Source organism: Pseudomonas sp. NPDC090201 (genome assembly GCF_044746825.1).
GTDB classification, from domain to species: Bacteria; Pseudomonadota; Gammaproteobacteria; order Pseudomonadales; family Pseudomonadaceae; genus Aquipseudomonas; species Aquipseudomonas putida_AD.
This window is the reverse complement of the sequence record NZ_JBIVCX010000002.1, coordinates 801,310-817,481: the sequence shown is the minus strand read 5'-3', so window position 1 is coordinate 817,481 and position 16,172 is coordinate 801,310. Positions and strand designations below refer to the sequence as shown.

At 62.4% G+C, this 16,172-nt stretch carries 13 protein-coding genes; 3 read left to right on the top strand and 10 right to left on the bottom strand.

The window, feature by feature from the left end; translation table 11 throughout:
- Positions 1-192: 192 nt before the first annotated feature.
- From ACIPOO_RS09890 to ACIPOO_RS09880, 3 genes are read right to left on the bottom strand one after another with little or no spacing between them, the layout of a single operon-like run.
- Positions 193-864, bottom strand: coding sequence for a GNAT family N-acetyltransferase (locus ACIPOO_RS09890; RefSeq protein ID WP_400606220.1), 672 nt, complete (start codon positions 862-864; stop codon positions 193-195).
- A gap of 17 nt (positions 865-881) precedes the next feature.
- On the bottom strand, positions 882-1,328 hold the full coding sequence (locus ACIPOO_RS09885) for a GNAT family N-acetyltransferase (protein ID WP_400606218.1): 447 nt from the start codon (positions 1,326-1,328) through the stop codon (positions 882-884).
- A complete protein-coding gene (locus ACIPOO_RS09880) occupies positions 1,321-1,962 on the bottom strand; it encodes an FMN-binding negative transcriptional regulator (RefSeq protein WP_400606216.1) in 642 nt (213 codons plus the stop codon). Before ACIPOO_RS09880 ends, ACIPOO_RS09885 begins: the two co-directional genes overlap by 8 nt.
- Positions 1,963-2,051: 89 nt before the next feature.
- Here ACIPOO_RS09880 and ACIPOO_RS09875 point away from each other — a divergent pair, with 89 nt between their 5' ends.
- Together ACIPOO_RS09875 and ACIPOO_RS09870 are read left to right on the top strand one after the other, a co-directional pair.
- Positions 2,052-3,599 carry a PLP-dependent aminotransferase family protein gene (locus ACIPOO_RS09875; protein WP_400606214.1) on the top strand — a complete coding sequence of 516 codons (1,548 nt, stop codon included), beginning with the start codon at positions 2,052-2,054 and terminating at the stop codon, positions 3,597-3,599.
- Positions 3,600-3,790: 191 nt separating this feature from the next.
- Positions 3,791-5,002, top strand: a complete 1,212-nt coding sequence (locus ACIPOO_RS09870; RefSeq protein WP_274132164.1) for a YeeE/YedE family protein — start codon at positions 3,791-3,793, stop codon at positions 5,000-5,002.
- Positions 5,003-5,166: 164 nt separating this feature from the next.
- Here the strand turns inward: ACIPOO_RS09870 and tkt are convergent, their stop codons facing one another.
- On the bottom strand, positions 5,167-7,239 hold the full coding sequence (gene tkt / locus ACIPOO_RS09865) for a transketolase (protein WP_400606212.1): 2,073 nt from the start codon (positions 7,237-7,239) through the stop codon (positions 5,167-5,169).
- A 150-nt stretch (positions 7,240-7,389) separates the two neighbouring features.
- Between tkt and ACIPOO_RS09860 the strand changes: the two genes are divergently transcribed.
- Positions 7,390-8,271, top strand: a complete 882-nt coding sequence (locus ACIPOO_RS09860) for a bestrophin family protein (protein ID WP_274132165.1) — start codon at positions 7,390-7,392, stop codon at positions 8,269-8,271.
- A 110-nt stretch (positions 8,272-8,381) separates the two neighbouring features.
- On the opposite strand, the gene ACIPOO_RS09855 is transcribed toward ACIPOO_RS09860, so the two are convergent.
- From ACIPOO_RS09855 to ACIPOO_RS09830, 6 genes are all read right to left on the bottom strand, one after another.
- Positions 8,382-9,494 carry a polyamine ABC transporter substrate-binding protein gene (locus ACIPOO_RS09855; RefSeq protein ID WP_274135597.1) on the bottom strand — a complete coding sequence of 371 codons (1,113 nt, stop codon included), beginning with the start codon at positions 9,492-9,494 and terminating at the stop codon, positions 8,382-8,384.
- Positions 9,495-9,522: 28 nt separating this feature from the next.
- On the bottom strand, positions 9,523-10,551 hold the full coding sequence (locus ACIPOO_RS09850; protein WP_400606210.1) for a histone deacetylase family protein: 1,029 nt from the start codon (positions 10,549-10,551) through the stop codon (positions 9,523-9,525).
- Positions 10,552-10,729: 178 nt separating this feature from the next.
- Positions 10,730-11,722, bottom strand: coding sequence for an AraC family transcriptional regulator (locus tag ACIPOO_RS09845; RefSeq protein ID WP_400606208.1), 993 nt, complete (start codon positions 11,720-11,722; stop codon positions 10,730-10,732).
- A gap of 193 nt (positions 11,723-11,915) precedes the next feature.
- Positions 11,916-12,920: an asparaginase gene (locus ACIPOO_RS09840; RefSeq protein ID WP_400606205.1), complete on the bottom strand. Its 1,005-nt coding sequence runs from the start codon at positions 12,918-12,920 to the stop codon at positions 11,916-11,918.
- Positions 12,921-12,950: 30 nt separating this feature from the next.
- Positions 12,951-14,405 carry an alanine/glycine:cation symporter family protein gene (locus ACIPOO_RS09835; protein ID WP_400606203.1) on the bottom strand — a complete coding sequence of 485 codons (1,455 nt, stop codon included), beginning with the start codon at positions 14,403-14,405 and terminating at the stop codon, positions 12,951-12,953.
- Between the two features lie 309 nt (positions 14,406-14,714).
- Entirely contained in the window at positions 14,715-16,139 is a 1,425-nt protein-coding gene (locus tag ACIPOO_RS09830; protein WP_274135588.1) for an aspartate ammonia-lyase, read from the bottom strand.
- Positions 16,140-16,172: the final 33 nt, after the last annotated feature.

The following is a 16,172-nucleotide window of genomic DNA, read 5'->3' as shown; positions in this document are numbered from 1 at the left end:
TTCGGGGTTGTAGCGCGCGAAGCGGAGTCTGTAGGAGCGCGCTTGCCCGCGACGGCGGTGGGCCAGTCGCACATTCGGCACAGGCACACCGCAATCGCGGGCAAGCGCGCTCCTACGGGCGAGGGTGCCGGGGAGGTCCACGCGAGGGGGAGAGATCGCCCCCGCCGGCAAGCGCGCTCCTGCGGTTCAGGGTTATCGCGTGCGGAAATGGGCAAGCGTGTCGATCTGTTTCCCGTCCTTGAAGTTATCCACAGCCAGCCAGGCGGCAAATGCCGGCTCGATCTGCGGCCATTCGCTGTCCAGGATCGAGTACCAGGCGGTGTCGCGGTTCTTGCCCTTGACGATCATGTGCTGGCGGAAGGTGCCTTCGAAACTGAAACCAAAGCGCTCGGCAGCGCGCATGGAGCGGGCGTTGTTGGCGTTGCACTTCCACTCCAGGCGGCGGTTGCCCAGCGCGAAGGATTCCTTGGCCAGCAGGTACACGGCCTCAGTGCTTTTAGGTGTGCGCTGCATCGATGCGCCGAAGGTCACGTGGCCGATTTCGATGCGCCCGGCGCTCGGCACGATGGACATCAAGCTCAGAAAGCCGTCGATAGCGCCGCTCTGCTGGTCGATGACGGTGTAGAACCAAGGGTCGGTGCTGGCTTGCAGGCCCGCGAGGTAGTCATCGAATGCTGCGCGCTCGGGGAAAGGACCGACGGCCAGGTAATCCCAGAGCTTCGGGTCCGCGCCGGGGCCTTCCAGTGCTTCCCACAGGCCGGCTGCGTGCCTGGCGGCGTCAAGTTTTTCCAGGCGTACGAAGCGTCCGTTGAGGGTGTGGGTGTCCGGCAGTTTCGCCGATTGCCAATGTGCAAGATCTGACATGTTCAGGGTATCCGTACTTACAGCGGTTTGCGGAACTGGATGAAGCCAGGGCGCTCGGCGATGCGTTCGTACAGCTGGATCGCTGTGGCGTTGGTTTCGTGGGTCAGCCAATGCACCTTGTCGGCACCGCCTTTTTTCGCGGCGTCGTAGACGTACTCGATCAGCTTGCGACCCACACCGGTGCCGCGCTGGTCAGGCGTTACCAACAGGTCCTGCAGGTAGCAGGAGTAATTGATGCTCCAGTTGGAGCGGTGATAAATGAAATGGACCATGCCGACCGCCTTGCCGTCTACCCAGGCAAGTGCCGCGTTGGTGGGCTCGTTGCTGTCCAGAAAACGCTGCCAGGTGCTTTGGGTCACGGCGTCCGGCAACTCGGCCTTGTAGAAGGTCAGGTAAGCCTTCCACAGTGGCAGCCAGCTGGCGTGATCGTCTTCGGTGACGGGGCGGATGTGTACGTCAGACACGGTTTTCTCCTTGGCTCATCAAGCGTGCGATTTGCTGATCGTTCTGATCCTGGCTTTCGGCCAGGCCTTTGCTCACGCCGGCGATGTCTTCGGCGCTGCGGTTCTGGTTGAGTTTGCGTTTGCCTTCCAGGCGCTCGATGGGGATGGCAAAGCCGATGATGCCCTTGAGCATGCTCTGAATATAGTCGGCGGGCGCATCGCTCACGGCCCAGGGCTGGGCGCGGGCGGCTTCGTGCTTGTCGGTAAGTCCGCTGACGATGGCCAGCAACGGTTCGGGATCGGTAATGACGTGTGGCCGTCCGTACGCATGCACGGCCAGGTAGTTCCAGGTGGGCACCACTTTGCCGTGCTCGGCCTTGGCGGCATAGAACGACGGGCTGATGTAGGCATCGGCGCCCTGAAAGATGACCAGAACCTCGGCGCCGTTCGCCAACGCCTGGCATTGCGGGTTGGCCTTGGCCAGATGCCCGGTCAGGGTGCCATTGGGGCCTTGCGTCGGATCGAGCAACAGCGGCACGTGGCTGGCCACAAGCCCGGTTTCGTCGAACGTGACCAGAGTGGCCAGGCGCGTACCTTCGATTTGCCGGAACAGGCTGGCCTGGTCCTCATCTTTGAAGTGGCGGGGTGTGTACATGGGATTTTCCTTGGCGATTGGCTCAATCCTAGGCAGGCTATTGGTCTGATGTAAGAACCATTCATGGTCAATTTCATAGGGCCAATCCAATGCCTGCCATCACCCCCTCATTGACGTTCGATTTCGCCGGCATCGAACTCGACCGCCGCCAAGGCTTGAGCCGACAGCTATACCTGGCGCTGCGCCAGCGCATCCTTGACCGGCGTCTGCGCAGCGGTACGCGGTTGCCGGCGAGTAGGGATCTGGCCAGCGCATTGTCGATATCGCGCAACAGCGTTATGCGCGCCTATGACCAGCTGTACGCCGAAGGCTTCACCGAGGGGCGGGTGGGAGATGGCACTTATGTCGCCAGCTTTGCTGATAAAACTGTCGCTTCGAAAAAACTATCCACAAAATTGTCCACAGGGTTATCCCTAGGCTTATCAACAGGTTTATCCACAAAATCGACCGATGGCACTGGAGATTTAGCCAGTAAAGTTATCCACAGTGCATCGCTGGAGCGGCTGCAGCGGCATCATTTGAGTGCGCCAAAAACCGGATTGCCAAGGGCATTTCGGGTTGGGGTGCCAGCGTTCGACCTGTTCCCGTTCGATGTGTGGGGCAAGCTGCACGCGGCTTTCTGGCGAAAACCCGGCCTGCATCAGCTCGGTTATGGCGACCCGGCAGGCGAGTGGCGGCTGCGCGAACTGATCGCCGTGTATTTAAGAACGTCTCGTGACATGCACTGCCTGCCTGAGCAAATTGTGATCACCAGCGGCGCACAGCAGGCAATCACCCTTTGTGCACAGTTGCTGCTCGATGAGGGCGATAGTGTCGCCATCGAGAATCCGGGCTATCGCGCCGCAGGGCATGCCTTTGCCGTGGCCGGCGCCCGGTTGCGTGGAATGCCCATCGATGCCCAGGGCATGCGCGCGCCCGAGCCCGATGACCGCAGTTGCAAGCTGGCGTACGTCACGCCGTCGCACCAGTACCCCTTGGGCGTGACCATGAGCCTGGCGCGCCGAGTCGAGTTGCTGGCCTGGGCAGAACGCACCGGCGGCTGGATCGTGGAGGACGACTACGACGGCGAGTATCGCTACAGCGGCGCGCCACTGGCACCGCTGGCTGCCCTGGACCGCAGCGGGCGAGTGCTCTACGTCGGTACGTTCGGCAAGGTGGCGTTCCCGGCGCTGCGCCTGGGGTATCTGGTGTTGCCACTGGATCTGGTCCAACCGTTCAGCCAGCGCCGGGCTGTGGACATGCGTCACTCGGAAATCGGCACTCAGGCGGTGATGGCCGAGTTCATCGCGGCGGGGCATTTCCAGCGGCATATCCGCAGGATGCGCCGTGCGGCCTTGAGTCGGCGTGACGCCTTGCTGGCCGGCTGGCCGCAGGATCTGCCCGGTTGCAGTCCGATGCCCAAGCCGTTGGCTGGGCTGCATGTGTCGGTGGCGGTGGACAGTCTGGAGCGGGAGCGCGAGCTGGTGGCCAAGGCTGAAAGCGTCGGTGTGGAAGTGGCGTCCTTGAGTGGTTACTGGCTGCACGACTCCGCCGAGCCTGTGGATAACCGGGCAGGGCTGGTGCTGGGGTTCGCGGCGGTGCCGGAGGCGGACATCGCGTCGGCGCTGACGCGGTTGCGGGAAGCTTGGGGCGTGTAACCCAATCTCACCCCCAACGGACACCTGTAGGAGCGCGCTTGCCCGCGATGGCGGTGTGTCAGTCGAAGAATTTCTAACAGCCCCACCGCCATCGTCCGAATGCGGCCCAGACCAAGCGCGCTCCTACAGGGGTGGGTCCGCAGGTTGTCGGGGTATACTCGCGCCCATCGCAAATTTCTCCGAGATACATCATGAGCCTCCCTCTTTCTGCGTCTCCCGAGCGCAAGTTCGGTACGCCGCTGATCGCTTTCATTCTGTTGGTGGTCGGTGCGTTGTTTCTTCAATCGGCCGTCGGCGGCAAGCAGGTGCTGTTGCTGATCGTCGGCGCCGCCCTGGGCCTGACCCTGTACCACGCGGCGTTTGGCTTCACGTCCGCCTGGCGGGTGTTCATCAACGAGCGCCGTGGCGCGGGCCTGCGGGCGCAGATGGTCATGCTGGCCATCGCCGTGGTGCTGTTCTTCCCGGCGTTGGGCGCGGGCACGCTGTTCGGCACGCCGGTTAATGGCCTCGTCGCGCCTGCCGGTGTTTCCGTGGTGTTCGGTGCGTTCATCTTCGGCATCGGCATGCAGATGGGCGGCGGCTGTGCATCGGGCACGCTGTTCACCGTGGGCGGCGGCAATGCGCGGATGCTGGTGACGCTGCTGTTCTTCATCATTGGCTCGCTGATCGCCACGCACCATGTCGACTGGTGGTTCTCGCTGCCTTCGTTCCCCGCGACCTCTATCGTCAAGACCTTCGGCGTGATGCCTGCGCTGGTCATGAGCCTGGCGCTGTTCGCGGTGATCGCGCTGGTGACCGTCAAACTTGAAAAGCGCCGCCATGGCGAACTGGAAGCTGCGGTGACCAGCGAGCACGTTGGCTTGCGCCGCTTCCTGCGCGGACCGTGGCCATTGGTGTGGGGCGCGATTGCCCTGGCGCTGCTCAACTACGCGACGCTGGCGCTGGCTGGCCGTCCGTGGGGCATCACGTCTGCGTTTGCACTCTGGGGTGCGAAGGTGGCCGGTAGCCTGGGTGTGGACGTTGGCAGTTGGGCGTTCTGGCAGATGCCGGCCAACGCCAAGGCACTGGCTGCGCCAGTGTGGGAAGACATCACCACGGTCATGGACATTGGCATCATGCTGGGTGCGGCAGTGGCAGCGGGGCTTGCAGGACGTTTCTCGCCAAGCCTGAAGATTCCGACCCGCTCGCTGGTTGCAGCGGTGATTGGTGGTCTGCTGCTGGGTTATGGCTCGCGTCTGGCCTATGGCTGCAACATCGGCGCGTATTTCAGCGGCATTGCTTCGGGCAGCCTGCATGGCTGGTTGTGGCTGATCGCAGCGTTCGCCGGCAATGCGGTGGGCGTGCGGATTCGTCCGTTCTTCTTCGAAGGTGAACGCCGCCCGGTGGTTCTGAGCGGCTGCTGATCTTCATCTGACAACGGACCGTAGCAGCACGGCCGGGCGGCGTTCCGATGCCGGCGGGGGCGATTTCAAGGACGCCCCCGCCGGCAAGCCGTGCTGCTACGAGAAACGGTGTATCTGATACAAGGTATGTGTCAGTTACACCGTCATCGCGGGCAAGCCCGCTCCTACAGTTGGAGCTGGGCCTTGGCCACCTTCACGATGTTATCCACCGTGAACCCGAACTTGGCCTGCAGCTTGTCGATCGGGGCTGAAGCGCCGAAGGTGTTCATCACGATCTTCGCGCCGCTCTGGCCGACATAACGGTCCCAGCCCACCGGTCCTGCCTGTTCCACCACCACCCGCGCCTTGACGCTGGGCGGGAACACTTCATCGCGGTAGGCCTTGCCTTGGTGCTCGAACAATTCCCAACTGGGCATCGACACCACGCGCGCCTTCACGCCCTCGGCCTTGAGCTTCTCGAACGCTTCCACCGTCATCCCGACTTCACTGCCGGTGGCGATCAGGATCACCTCTGGCTGCTCATGCCCCGAGTCGGCGAGCACGTACGCGCCTCGGGCCAGGCCTTCAGCGCTGGCGTAGATCGAGCGATCCAGCGTCGGCATCGGCTGGCGTGACAGCACGATACAGCTGGGCCGGTGGGTCTGCGCCAGGGCGACTTTCCAGGCTTCGGCGGTTTCGTTGGCATCGCCCGGACGCAAGGTCAGCAGGCCTGGGGTGGCGCGCAGTTGCGTCAGATGCTCGATGGGCTGGTGAGTCGGGCCGTCTTCGCCGACGCCGATGGAGTCGTGGGTGAAGACGAACACCACCGGCAATTCCATGATCGCGGCCAGGCGGATCGGCGGCTTCATGTAGTCGCTGAAGACCAGGAACGTCGAGGTGTAGGGGCGGATGTAGGACAGCGCCAGGCCATTGGCAATCGAGCCCATGGCATGCTCGCGGACCCCGAAATGCAGATTGCGGCCGTTGTAGCTCCCGGCCTCGAAGCTGCCTGCGCCTTCAAAGGTGAGGTTGGTCTTGGTCGAGGGCGAAAGGTCCGCCGAGCCACCCATCAGCCAGGGGATCTGTTGCGCGAAGCCGTTGAGGACCTTGCCGCCGGCAGCCCGGGTAGCGATGCCCTTTTTGTCGGCATCGAAACTCAAGGCCGTGTTGCGCCAGCCCTCGGGCATCTCGCCTGCGCGCATGCGTTGCAGTTGATCGGCCAGCTCGGGTTGGCTTTCTTCGAACTCGGCGAAGGTTTTCTGCCAGGCAATATAGTCGTCCGCGCTGCGCTCCAGCATGGCGTCGCGCAGGTGATGGCGGGCGTTTTCGGGCACCAGGAAACTGCTGTTCTCGTCCCAGCCGTAGGCCTTCTTGGTGAGTTTGATTTCGTCCTCGCCCAGCGGCTCGCCGTGGGCGGAAGCGGTGTTGTGTTTGTTGGGCGAGCCATAGCCGATCACGCTGTCGACGACGATCAGGGTCGGCGCATCGTCGGTCTGCTGGAAGGCCTTGATCGACCTGGCCAGTGCGGCGGCGTCGTTGGCGTCCTTGACGTGGTGAGTCTTCCAGCCATAGCCCTCGAAGCGCTTCTGCACGTCGTCGCTGTAGGCCAGTTCCGTGTGGCCTTCGATGCTGATGGTGTTGTTGTCGTAGATCCAGCACAGGTTCGACAGCTTCAAATGCCCGGCAATCGACGCAGCTTCGGCAGTCACGCCTTCCATCATGTCGCCATCGCCGCAGAGCACGTAGACGTTGTAGGCGAACAGCTTGGCATCCGGCTGGTTGAAATGCTCACCCAGCCAGCGCTCGGCCATCGCCATGCCGACGCTGTTGGCGCAGCCCTGGCCGAGGGGGCCGGTGGTGGTCTCGACCCCCGTGGTCATGCGGTATTCGGGATGGCCCGGGGTTTTCGAGCTCAACTGGCGAAACTGTTTGATGTCTTCAAGGCTGATCGCAGGCTTGCCCGAGCGCTTGCCATGCTCGTCGATTTCCACCACGCCCGCCAGGTGCAGCAGCGAATACAGCAGCATCGAAGCATGGCCCACCGACAGCACGAAGCGGTCGCGGTTTGGCCAGTCAGGGTGTTCCGGGTGGTAGCGCAAGAAATCCTTCCACAGCGTGTAGCCCACCGGGGCCAGCGCCATGGGCGTACCGGGATGGCCGGAATTGGCCTTCTGCACCGCATCCATGGCCAGGGTGCGGATGGTGTTGATGGTCAGTTGGTCGCGTTCATTGGCGTTCGACGTAGCAGGCGAGCCCATGTTGATCTCCTCGTGACGTGTGGCAGTGGCATCCAGATAGATGTCGAGCACGGGGAGGGGGGGATCGTTCCATGAATGTTTGTGGCGAACGATCGGGCCTGAATGCATTCGAATCCCCTGGGGCTTGAATCACACGACAGGGGGTGACCATTGAAGGACACGATCATCAAGAAATACCGCGCCATGATCCGGACCTTTACCTACATCGGTTGGTCGCTGTTCTGGCTGCTGATCTGGGACGTTATCGTGACGGTGGATTTCATGCTCTACCTGGAGCGCAAGATCACCTTGCCGTCGATGCCGCTGACGCTGCTGGGGTCGGCGCTGGTGGTGCTGACCAGTTTCCGCAACTCCAGTGCCTACAACCGCTGGTGGGAAGCGCGCACGCTATGGGGCGCACTGGTGAACAATTCCCGCAGCTTCGCGCGGCAGGTGCTGACGCTGATCGACGACGAAGGCGACATCAACCCGGTGAAACCCTTGCTGCTAAGACGGCATGTGGCCTACGTGGAATGCCTGTCGGCGCATCTGAAGGGCGGCGACTGCGGCGAGGAAGTGACGGCCATGATCCCTCGGGAAGAGTACGACCGGCGCACGCGCACCAATAACTTCCCCAACGCGATTCTCAATGAATCGGCGGCGATCATCGCCCATGAGTACAAGGCTGGTCGGCTGGATAGCATCCGGCTGGAGCGCCTTGAAGCGACCCTGGTGGAAATTTCCAACTGCCAGGGCGGCATGGAGCGCATCGCCAATACACCGTTGCCTTACCCCTACGTGACCTTTCCGCGGCTGTTCATCACGATGTTCTGCATCATCGTGCCGATTGGCCTGGTAGAGACGCTGGGGTGGTTTACGCCATTGGCCTCGACCGTGGTGGGCTTCATGCTGCTGGCCATCGAGAAGATCGGCACCGACCTGCAAAGCCCGTTCAAGGCGTCGGAGCATGAGATTCAGATGAAGGCATTGTGTGAAAACATTTCAGGGAATCTGAATTCGATGTTGCGCGATGCAACAGAAAAACAAAGATAGTCGGCCCCACCTGAAACCGTAGGAGCGCGCTTGCCCGCGATTGCGTCGTGTCAGATGGATACATCTGCAACAGACAGATCGCAGTCGCGGGCAAGCGCGCTCCTACAGGGTTAGGTACCGGACTTGATCTTGGTCCACACCCGCGTACGTGCACGCTCGGCATCGCGCGGCAGCGGCGTCAGGGTGTACAGCGTCTTCATGGCCTCGGCCGTCGGGTACAGGTTCGGGTTGTTGCGGATCGCCGGGTCAACCAGGTCGGTGGCGTCCTTGTTGGGGTTCGGATACCCGACAAAATCACTGATCGGCGCAATCACCTTCGGTTGCAGCAGGTAGTTGATGAAGGTGTGGGCGTCTTCGACGTCTTTTGCACCTTTCGGAATCGCCAGCATGTCGAACCAGATCGGCGCACCTTCCTTGGGCAGGCGCATGTCGACCACGACGCCGTTCTTCGCTTCCTTGGCGCGGTTGGCGGCCTGGGAGAAGCTGCCCGAGTAGCCAACGGCCACGCAGATATCGCCATTGGCGATGTCAGCCATGTACTTGGACGAGTGGAAATAGGTGATGTACGGACGGATCTTCATCAGCAAGGCTTCTGCCTTGTCGTAGTCCTTCGGATTCTTGCTGTTAGGATCGAGCCCCAGATGCTGTAGGGCCAGCGGCAGAATCTCGGAAGGCGAATCCAGCAGTGTCACGCCGCACTGCTTGAGTTTGCTGATGTTCTCTTCCTTGAAGATCAGGTCCCAACTGTCCACCGGCGCCTTGTCACCCAGCACCGCCTTGACCTTGTCCGGGTTGAAGCCGATCAGGATGGTGCCGTACATGTAAGGGACGGCAAACTTGTTGCCCGGATCGTTGGCCTCCAGCAGCTTCATCAGGCTGGGGTCCAGGTGCGAATAGTTGGTCAGCTTCGACTTGTCCAACGGCTGGAACACACCGGCTTCGATCTGCTTGGCCAGGAACACGTTGGACGGCACCACCACGTCGTAGCCGGAGTTGCCGGTCAGAAGCTTGGCTTCCAGGGCTTCGTTGGTGTCGAAGATGTCGTAGATCAGCGGGACCTTGGTGTCCTTCTTGAAGTTTTCCAGGGTCTGCGGGGTGATGTAGTCGAACCAGTTGTAGACGCGCAGGGTCTTGGGCTCGTCGGCGTGCGCTGCGCCGCCGAGCATGACCGCGCCTGAGGTCGTGAGCAGTGCCGATGCGATAAAACGCTTGAGTCTGTTCATCGTTGTTCTCTTCTTCTGATTGATTGGGTCAGACGCTTTCGAAACCTTCAAGCACGTTCACCGCATTGATGCCGATTTCCTCGACGGCATAACCGCCCTCCATCACGAACAGCGTTGGCTTGCCCAGCCGCGCGATGCGCTCGCCCATGCGCAGGTAGTCGGGGCTGTCGAGCTTGAACTGCGAGATCGGGTCATCCTTGTAGGTGTCCACGCCCAGCGAGACCACGACGATATCCGCGTCGTAGCGTTCGATCTCGGCGCAGGCCTGGTCCAGTGCGGCGCTCCAGGTCGGCCAGTCACTGCCTGCGGCCAGCGGATAGTTGAAGTTGAAGCCTTCACCGGCGCCGCTGCCCAGCTCGTCGTCGTAGCCCAGGAAGAACGGAAATTCGGCTTCGGGGTGGCCGTGAATCGAGGTGAACAGCACGTCGCTGCGCTCGTAGAAAATCGACTGCGTGCCGTTGCCGTGGTGGTAGTCGACGTCGAGAATCGCGACCTTCTTGTGGCCCTGGTCGAGGAATGCCTGGGCGGCGATGGCGGCGTTGTTCAGGTAGCAGTAGCCACCCATCACGTCGCTGGCGGCGTGGTGTCCCGGCGGCCGGCACAGGGCAAACGCGCTGCGGGCGCCATTCTGGATCGCGGACTGGGCGGTCAGGGCCACCTGGGCTGCGCTGTAAGCGGCCTGCCAGGTGCCTGCGGTGATCGGCGCGCCGGCATCGAACGTGTAGTAACCCAACTGGCCATGCAGGCTGGTGGGCATGACCGAGCGCAGCGTGCGCGCAGGCCAGGTGTAGGGCAGCAGGTCGCCTTCGGGGTTGGTAGCGGCCCAGCGGTCCCAGGCACCTTTGAAGAAGTCCAGGAAAGCCTGGGTGTGGATGCGCTGGATCGGTTCGATACCGAAATCTTTCGGGGCTTCGACGGCGCCAATCTCGCGGTCCTTGACCCGTTGCAGCACGTGATCGGCACGGGACGGCATCTCGAAGCAGGGCATCAGCTTGCCGTCGATCAACTCGCAGCGGCCATGGTGCAGATGGTGATCGTCTGAATAGATCGTCAGCATTTTCTTGTTCTCCTGTGGGCTAGGTTGTCCGACATTCTTGAGGCGCGGGGCCTTTCGGAGAACGGCGGAAACGGCCAAAAGGGGATTTATTCGGCCATAAAGTCTGTCCGTAAATCGCCCCTGAATAGGGCAAAGCGCCCCGTTTCGAGGCATATGTCCAAACCCGGGTGGCGTGCGGTCAAACCCGAAACTGACTCGGCGCCACGCCGCTCCAGCGAATGAACGCCTGACGAAAGCTCGCGGTTTCACTGAATCCCAGCACTTCGGCGATGCGATGGATCGGAAGTTGATCCTCTTGCAGGAGTTGCTTGGCCCGGTCGAAGCGTAGCTCGTCCAGCAACTGCTGATAGCTGCTGCCGGTGGCTTGCAGGTGGCGGCGCAGGGTGCGCTCGGAGCAGTTCATCTTTTGCGCGATTACGCCAAGGCTCGGCGTCTGTTCGAGCTGGTCTGCCAATAGGTGCCGGATCCGCCCCAGCCAGGCCTGGCGCCCGGTGAATTCGATGTTCTGCTTGCGGCAGCGCTCGCGCATGTCGCGGTGGGTGATGGGGTCGGCGAGGGTCAGGGCTTGATTGAGTAGGCGTTTGTCGAAGGCGAAGGCGTTGTCCTGGGCGCCGAAATACAACGGGCAGTCGAAACTCTCGCGGTAGCTGGCCTGATAGTCGGGGGCGGCATGGGCGAAACGCGCACCGAGCAACGGCAGCGGTTTGCCCAGCAGGTCATCGCAGATCACCTTCAGCGAGGCCAGGCACAGCTCGGCATTGAACACCCGCAGGCTTTCGTCATCGCGGTAGTCGCTGGCACTGAACCATACCCGCTCGCCGTCTTCGATCAATTGCAGTTCGAACAGCGTCCCCAGCAGCGCCGGATACTCCAGCGCCAGGCGCAGGGCGTCACCGAAAGTGGCACTGGTGAGCAGGGCGTAACCGAGAATCCCGTAGGACGACACATGCATGCGCCGCCCCAGCGGCAAGCCGATCTCCCGGCGCAACGCCACGGCGTTGGCGCAGACCTGCATTTCCTGGAAGGTCGTGATACGAATGTCCGGCCGCCCGAGGTCGGCTTGCGTGATCCCGCTCCCGGCCAGCAACGCTTCGCTGGCCCAGCCTTCGGCGCAGAACGTTTCCAGCACCAGGGAAACGGCGTTGAGGGTGGTGAGGTGGGAATGCAGCATGAAGACCTTCCGATGGTTCTTTTGATCGGAAGAGGGGAGCAAGAGGTGTGCCGCATTTTGTGAGACGGACTGTAGGAGCGCGCTTGCCCGCGACCGCGGTGTGTCTGATAGCGATATGTGTCAGATACACCGTGATCGTCCGGATGCAGCCCAGACCAAGCGCGCTCCTACAGGAGGGGTGTGCCGGCTGTAATCAGCGCAACTCCCCACACACGTCCAGCTCCACCAACCGCCGCACGTCTGCGACGGGCAGGCCTGCGCCGAGCAGGGCGTGCAGCTTGCCGAACGCCGCTTCGCGGGTCATGCCGCCGCCGGAGAGTACGCCCACGGTGCGCAGGCGGCTGCCGGCTTCGTAGACGTCCAGTTCGACGCCGCCTTCGTGGCATTGGGTGATCGCGACCACGCAGATGCCTTGTTCCTGGGCCCGTTGCAGGCTGTCCAGGAAGGCGGGGTTGTCGCTGGGGCCGGTGCCGCTGCCGAAGCATTCGAGGATCAGGCCTTGAATGCCGCTGTCGATCAGGCCGTTGAGCTGACTCGCGCCGATGCCCGGAAACAGCGGCAGTACGGCGACTTCGGCCAGGTGTTTAGGCTGGCGGTAGTCCAGCGCCGCAGGCAGATTCCCGGCAGCCTCGCCACCGCGAGCGCGGTTCAGCGCAGCGAAGGGGTTGCGCCCGAAGCTGCGAATTTTTGCGCAGCGGGTCGGTTGCAGCAGCTCGCCGTGGAAATACAGATGCACGCCGGACGCCAGGCCTTCGCCGAGGGCCTGCAGGGCGCCGTTGACGTTTTCCCAGGCATCGCTGTCCGGCACTCCGGCCGGGAGCATGGAACCGGTGAACACCACCGGCGCATTCAGCCCCAGCAATTGAAAGCTCATGGCCGCCGCGCTGTAGGCCAGGGTGTCGGTGCCGTGCAGGATCAGCACAGCGTCGCAACCTTGGCTTTCAACCGCATCGACCACCGCTTCGCGCAGGCGCTGCCAGTAGGCAGGCGTCATGTTGGCGCTGTCGATCAGGGGAGACATTTCGCGAAATTGCCACTGCGGCACCACCAGCGCAGGCTGGCCAGCCAGTTGTGCGGCCATCCGCGCCTGGAATCCGGACGCTGGCGCCAGGCCGTTCTCGCTGGCCTGCATGCCGATGGTGCCACCGGTGTAGAGCACCATCACTTGCTTGGCCGGTGCGTGGTTGTCGCGATTCATGCATGTCTCCCTGGGCTGATGTTCAGATGGTCATGGTGCGTCGGCGAGTGCTTTGTCGCCGGCCTTTGCGGGCTGGGCAGCAGCTTGCTCGTGGCCGGGCTTGGGCCAGGCCTTGAGGTCCAGATCCAGGTCGGGGAACTTGCTGGAGTCGAACACCGGGGTTTCGATGCCTGCCTTACGCTGTTCATCGTAGTCACGCAGGATACGCAAACCGACCTTGAACAGCATCGCTAGCGCGATCAGGTTCACGAACGCCAGCAGCGTCATGGTGATGTCGGCAAATGCGAATACGGTGCCAAGGTCTTCCACCGCGCCCCACAGGATCAGCGCCAGCACCAGTGCACGGTAGCCGAGCAACGCCTTGCGGCTCTCACCGATCAGGAAGCGCAGGCTGTTCTCGCCCAGGTAATAGTTGTAGAGGATCGAGGTGAAGACGAACAGCGCCAGTGCAACGCTGATGAACAGTTTGCCCCAGTCACCGACCACCGCAGCCAGCGAGTTCTGGGTCAGCGCAATGCCGTCGCCTTCGAAGCCCGGGGTGTAGAAGCCCGACAGCAGGATCAGCAGCGCGGTACAGGTGCAGATGACGAAGGTGTCGAGGAACACGCTGAACGCCTGGACCACGCCTTGGGCGACCGGGTGCTTGACCTCGGCGACCGCTGCGACGTTTGGCGCACTGCCAAGGCCCGCTTCGTTGGCGAACACGCCGCGCTTCACGCCCATGACGATCGCGCTGCCCAGCAGGCCGCCGAACACTTCGTCCAGGCCGAAGGCGCTTTTGACGATGGTCATCAGCATGTGCGGAACGTGTTCGAACTGCACGCCGATCACGTACAGGGTCACGGCGATGTAGACCAGCGTCTTGACGGGTACCAGCAGGTCGGCCACGGCCGCGATGCGCTTGATGCCGCCGACGAAGACCAGGCCCAGCAACACCGCCAGTGCGATACCGGCGTAGGTAGGCGATACCCCGAAGGCGTTATTGAGCGAGTGGGTCACGGCGTGGGATTGCAGGCCGTTGAAGGCGAAACCGAAGGTCACCAGCAGCAGGACCGCCATGACCATGCCCAGCCAGCGCTTGCCCAGGCCGTGCTGGATATAGAAAGAAGGGCCTCCGCGATACTGGCCTTCGGAGTCGCAGCGCTTGTACAACTGACCCAGAGAACATTCGAAGAAGCTGCTGGCCATGCCGACCAGGGCAGTGACCCACATCCAGAACACCGCGCCCGGTCCGCCCAGGGTCACGGCGATGCCGACCCCGGCGATGTTACCCGCGCCCACTCGGCCAGCCAGGCTGAGCATCAGCGCCTGAAACGAACTCAACTGGCCCGAGCTGCTGCGCAGGCTTTCGCGAAACACTGCGAACATGTGAAAGAAGTGGCGCAATTGAACGAAACGCGAGCGAATCGTGAAATATCCACCGAGCCCGACAATGAGCACGATCAGTAGTTTTCCCGAGAGGAAGTCGTTGATGACTTCAAGCATTGGATGTTCCTCGCTTTTTTAGAGGGGGCGCACTATACCGGTGCGCGTTATCGGAGTCTGTAGACCGTTTCTGCTTTTGATCCGGATTTGGCCTGTAGGAGCGCGCTTGCCCGCGATTGCGGTGTGTCAGTCATGCATGTGGAGCAGATACACCGCTGTCGCGGGCAAGCGCGCTCCTACATGGGCAACTGCGAAACAGCGGGCAAAAAAAAGGGCCTGGAAGCGTGTACTTCCGGCCCTCAAAAGGGTGAGGGGTGTCTAGGCCCTCAGCCTGGTGATCGTGTTGCAGTCAAAACGGGTGTCACGCAATCAGGCCTTCAGGGGCACCAATCGTGGAGCGATCATGTTTTCCGGGCGCAGGATGTCGGCGAGCATCACTTCGTCGAGCAGGCCTTCCTCGCGCACCAGTTCCAGCACGCCACGGCCTGTTTCCAGGGCGACGCGGGCGATGCGGGTGGCGTTTTCGTAACCGATGTACGGGTTCAGCGCGGTGACCAGGCCGATCGAGTGCTCGACCAGCTCGCGGCAACGCTGTTCGTTGGCGGTGATGCCGACGATGCAGTGCTCGCGCAGCATGTCCATGGCGCGCTGCAGCAGGCGGATCGAGTCGAAGATCTTGTAGGCGATCAGCGGCTCCATCACGTTCAGTTGCAGTTGGCCGCCTTCGGCTGCCACGGTCAGGGCCAGGTCGTTGCCCATGATTTCGAAGGCGCACATGTTCACGGCCTCCGGAATCACCGGGTTGACCTTGCCCGGCATGATCGAACTGCCTGGCTGGCGCGCCGGCAGGTTGATTTCGTTGATGCCGGTGCGCGGGCCGCTGGACAGCAGGCGCAGGTCGTTGCAGATCTTCGACAGCTTGACCGCGGTGCGCTTGAGCATGCCGGAGAACAGCACGAAGGCGCCCATGTCGGAGGTGGCTTCGATCAGGTCGGCGGCTGGAACCAGTGGCTGGCCGCTGATGATTGCCAGGCGTTCCACGGCCAGGTGCTGGTAGCCGGGGTCTGCGTTGATGCCGGTGCCGATGGCGGTGCCGCCCAGGTTCACTTCGGTCAGCAGCTCAGGCGCCAGGCTGCGCAGGCGGTTGAGGTCTTCGGTCAGCGTGGTGGCGAAGGCGCGGAATTCCTGGCCGAGGGTCATCGGCACGGCATCCTGCAGCTGAGTGCGGCCCATCTTCAGGACGTGGGAGAACTCCTGGCCCTTGGCGGCGAACGCCTGGATCAGGCTGTCGAGGCTGGCGAGCAGGGCGTCGTGGCCCAACAGCAGACCCAGGCGGATGGCCGTCGGGTAGGCGTCGTTGGTCGACTGCGCCATGTTCACATCGTTGTTGGGGTGCAGGTATTTGTATTCGCCCTTGGCATGGCCCATCGCTTCGAGGGCAATGTTGGCGATGACTTCGTTGGCGTTCATGTTGGTGGACGTACCGGCGCCACCCTGAATCATGTCGACCACGAACTGCTCGTGGAAATCACCGCGGATCAGGCGTGCACAGGCTTCGCTGATGGCTGCGTGCTTCTCGCTGCTCAAGTGGCCCAGCTGATGGTTCGCATCGGCGGCTGCTTGCTTGACCATGGCCAGGCCCACGACCAGCTTGGGGTAGTGAGAGAGCGGAACGCCGGAGAGGTGAAAGTTGTTCACCGCGCGCAGGGTCTGGATGCCGAAGTAGGCATCAGCGGGGACTTCGAGGGTGCCAAGCAGATCTTTTTCGATGCGAAATGATGCAGCGGAGGACATGATAGAGAAACTCTCAAATGGGACACGGTCTGA

Coding starts and splice junctions, on each gene's coding strand:
- ACIPOO_RS09830 (WP_274135588.1), bottom strand. CDS start 16,139: ATGTCCTCCGCTGCATCATTTCGCATCGAAAAAGATCTGCTTGGCACC.
- ACIPOO_RS09880 (WP_400606216.1), bottom strand. CDS start 1,962: ATGTACACACCCCGCCACTTCAAAGATGAGGACCAGGCCAGCCTGTTC.
- ACIPOO_RS09850 (WP_400606210.1), bottom strand. CDS start 10,551: ATGCTGACGATCTATTCAGACGATCACCATCTGCACCATGGCCGCTGC.
- ACIPOO_RS09835 (WP_400606203.1), bottom strand. CDS start 14,405: ATGCTTGAAGTCATCAACGACTTCCTCTCGGGAAAACTACTGATCGTG.
- tkt (WP_400606212.1), bottom strand. CDS start 7,239: ATGGGCTCGCCTGCTACGTCGAACGCCAATGAACGCGACCAACTGACC.
- ACIPOO_RS09845 (WP_400606208.1), bottom strand. CDS start 11,722: ATGCTGCATTCCCACCTCACCACCCTCAACGCCGTTTCCCTGGTGCTG.
- ACIPOO_RS09855 (WP_274135597.1), bottom strand. CDS start 9,494: ATGAACAGACTCAAGCGTTTTATCGCATCGGCACTGCTCACGACCTCA.
- ACIPOO_RS09840 (WP_400606205.1), bottom strand. CDS start 12,920: ATGAATCGCGACAACCACGCACCGGCCAAGCAAGTGATGGTGCTCTAC.
- ACIPOO_RS09875 (WP_400606214.1), top strand. CDS start 2,052: ATGCCTGCCATCACCCCCTCATTGACGTTCGATTTCGCCGGCATCGAA.
- ACIPOO_RS09870 (WP_274132164.1), top strand. CDS start 3,791: ATGAGCCTCCCTCTTTCTGCGTCTCCCGAGCGCAAGTTCGGTACGCCG.
- ACIPOO_RS09890 (WP_400606220.1), bottom strand. CDS start 864: ATGTCAGATCTTGCACATTGGCAATCGGCGAAACTGCCGGACACCCAC.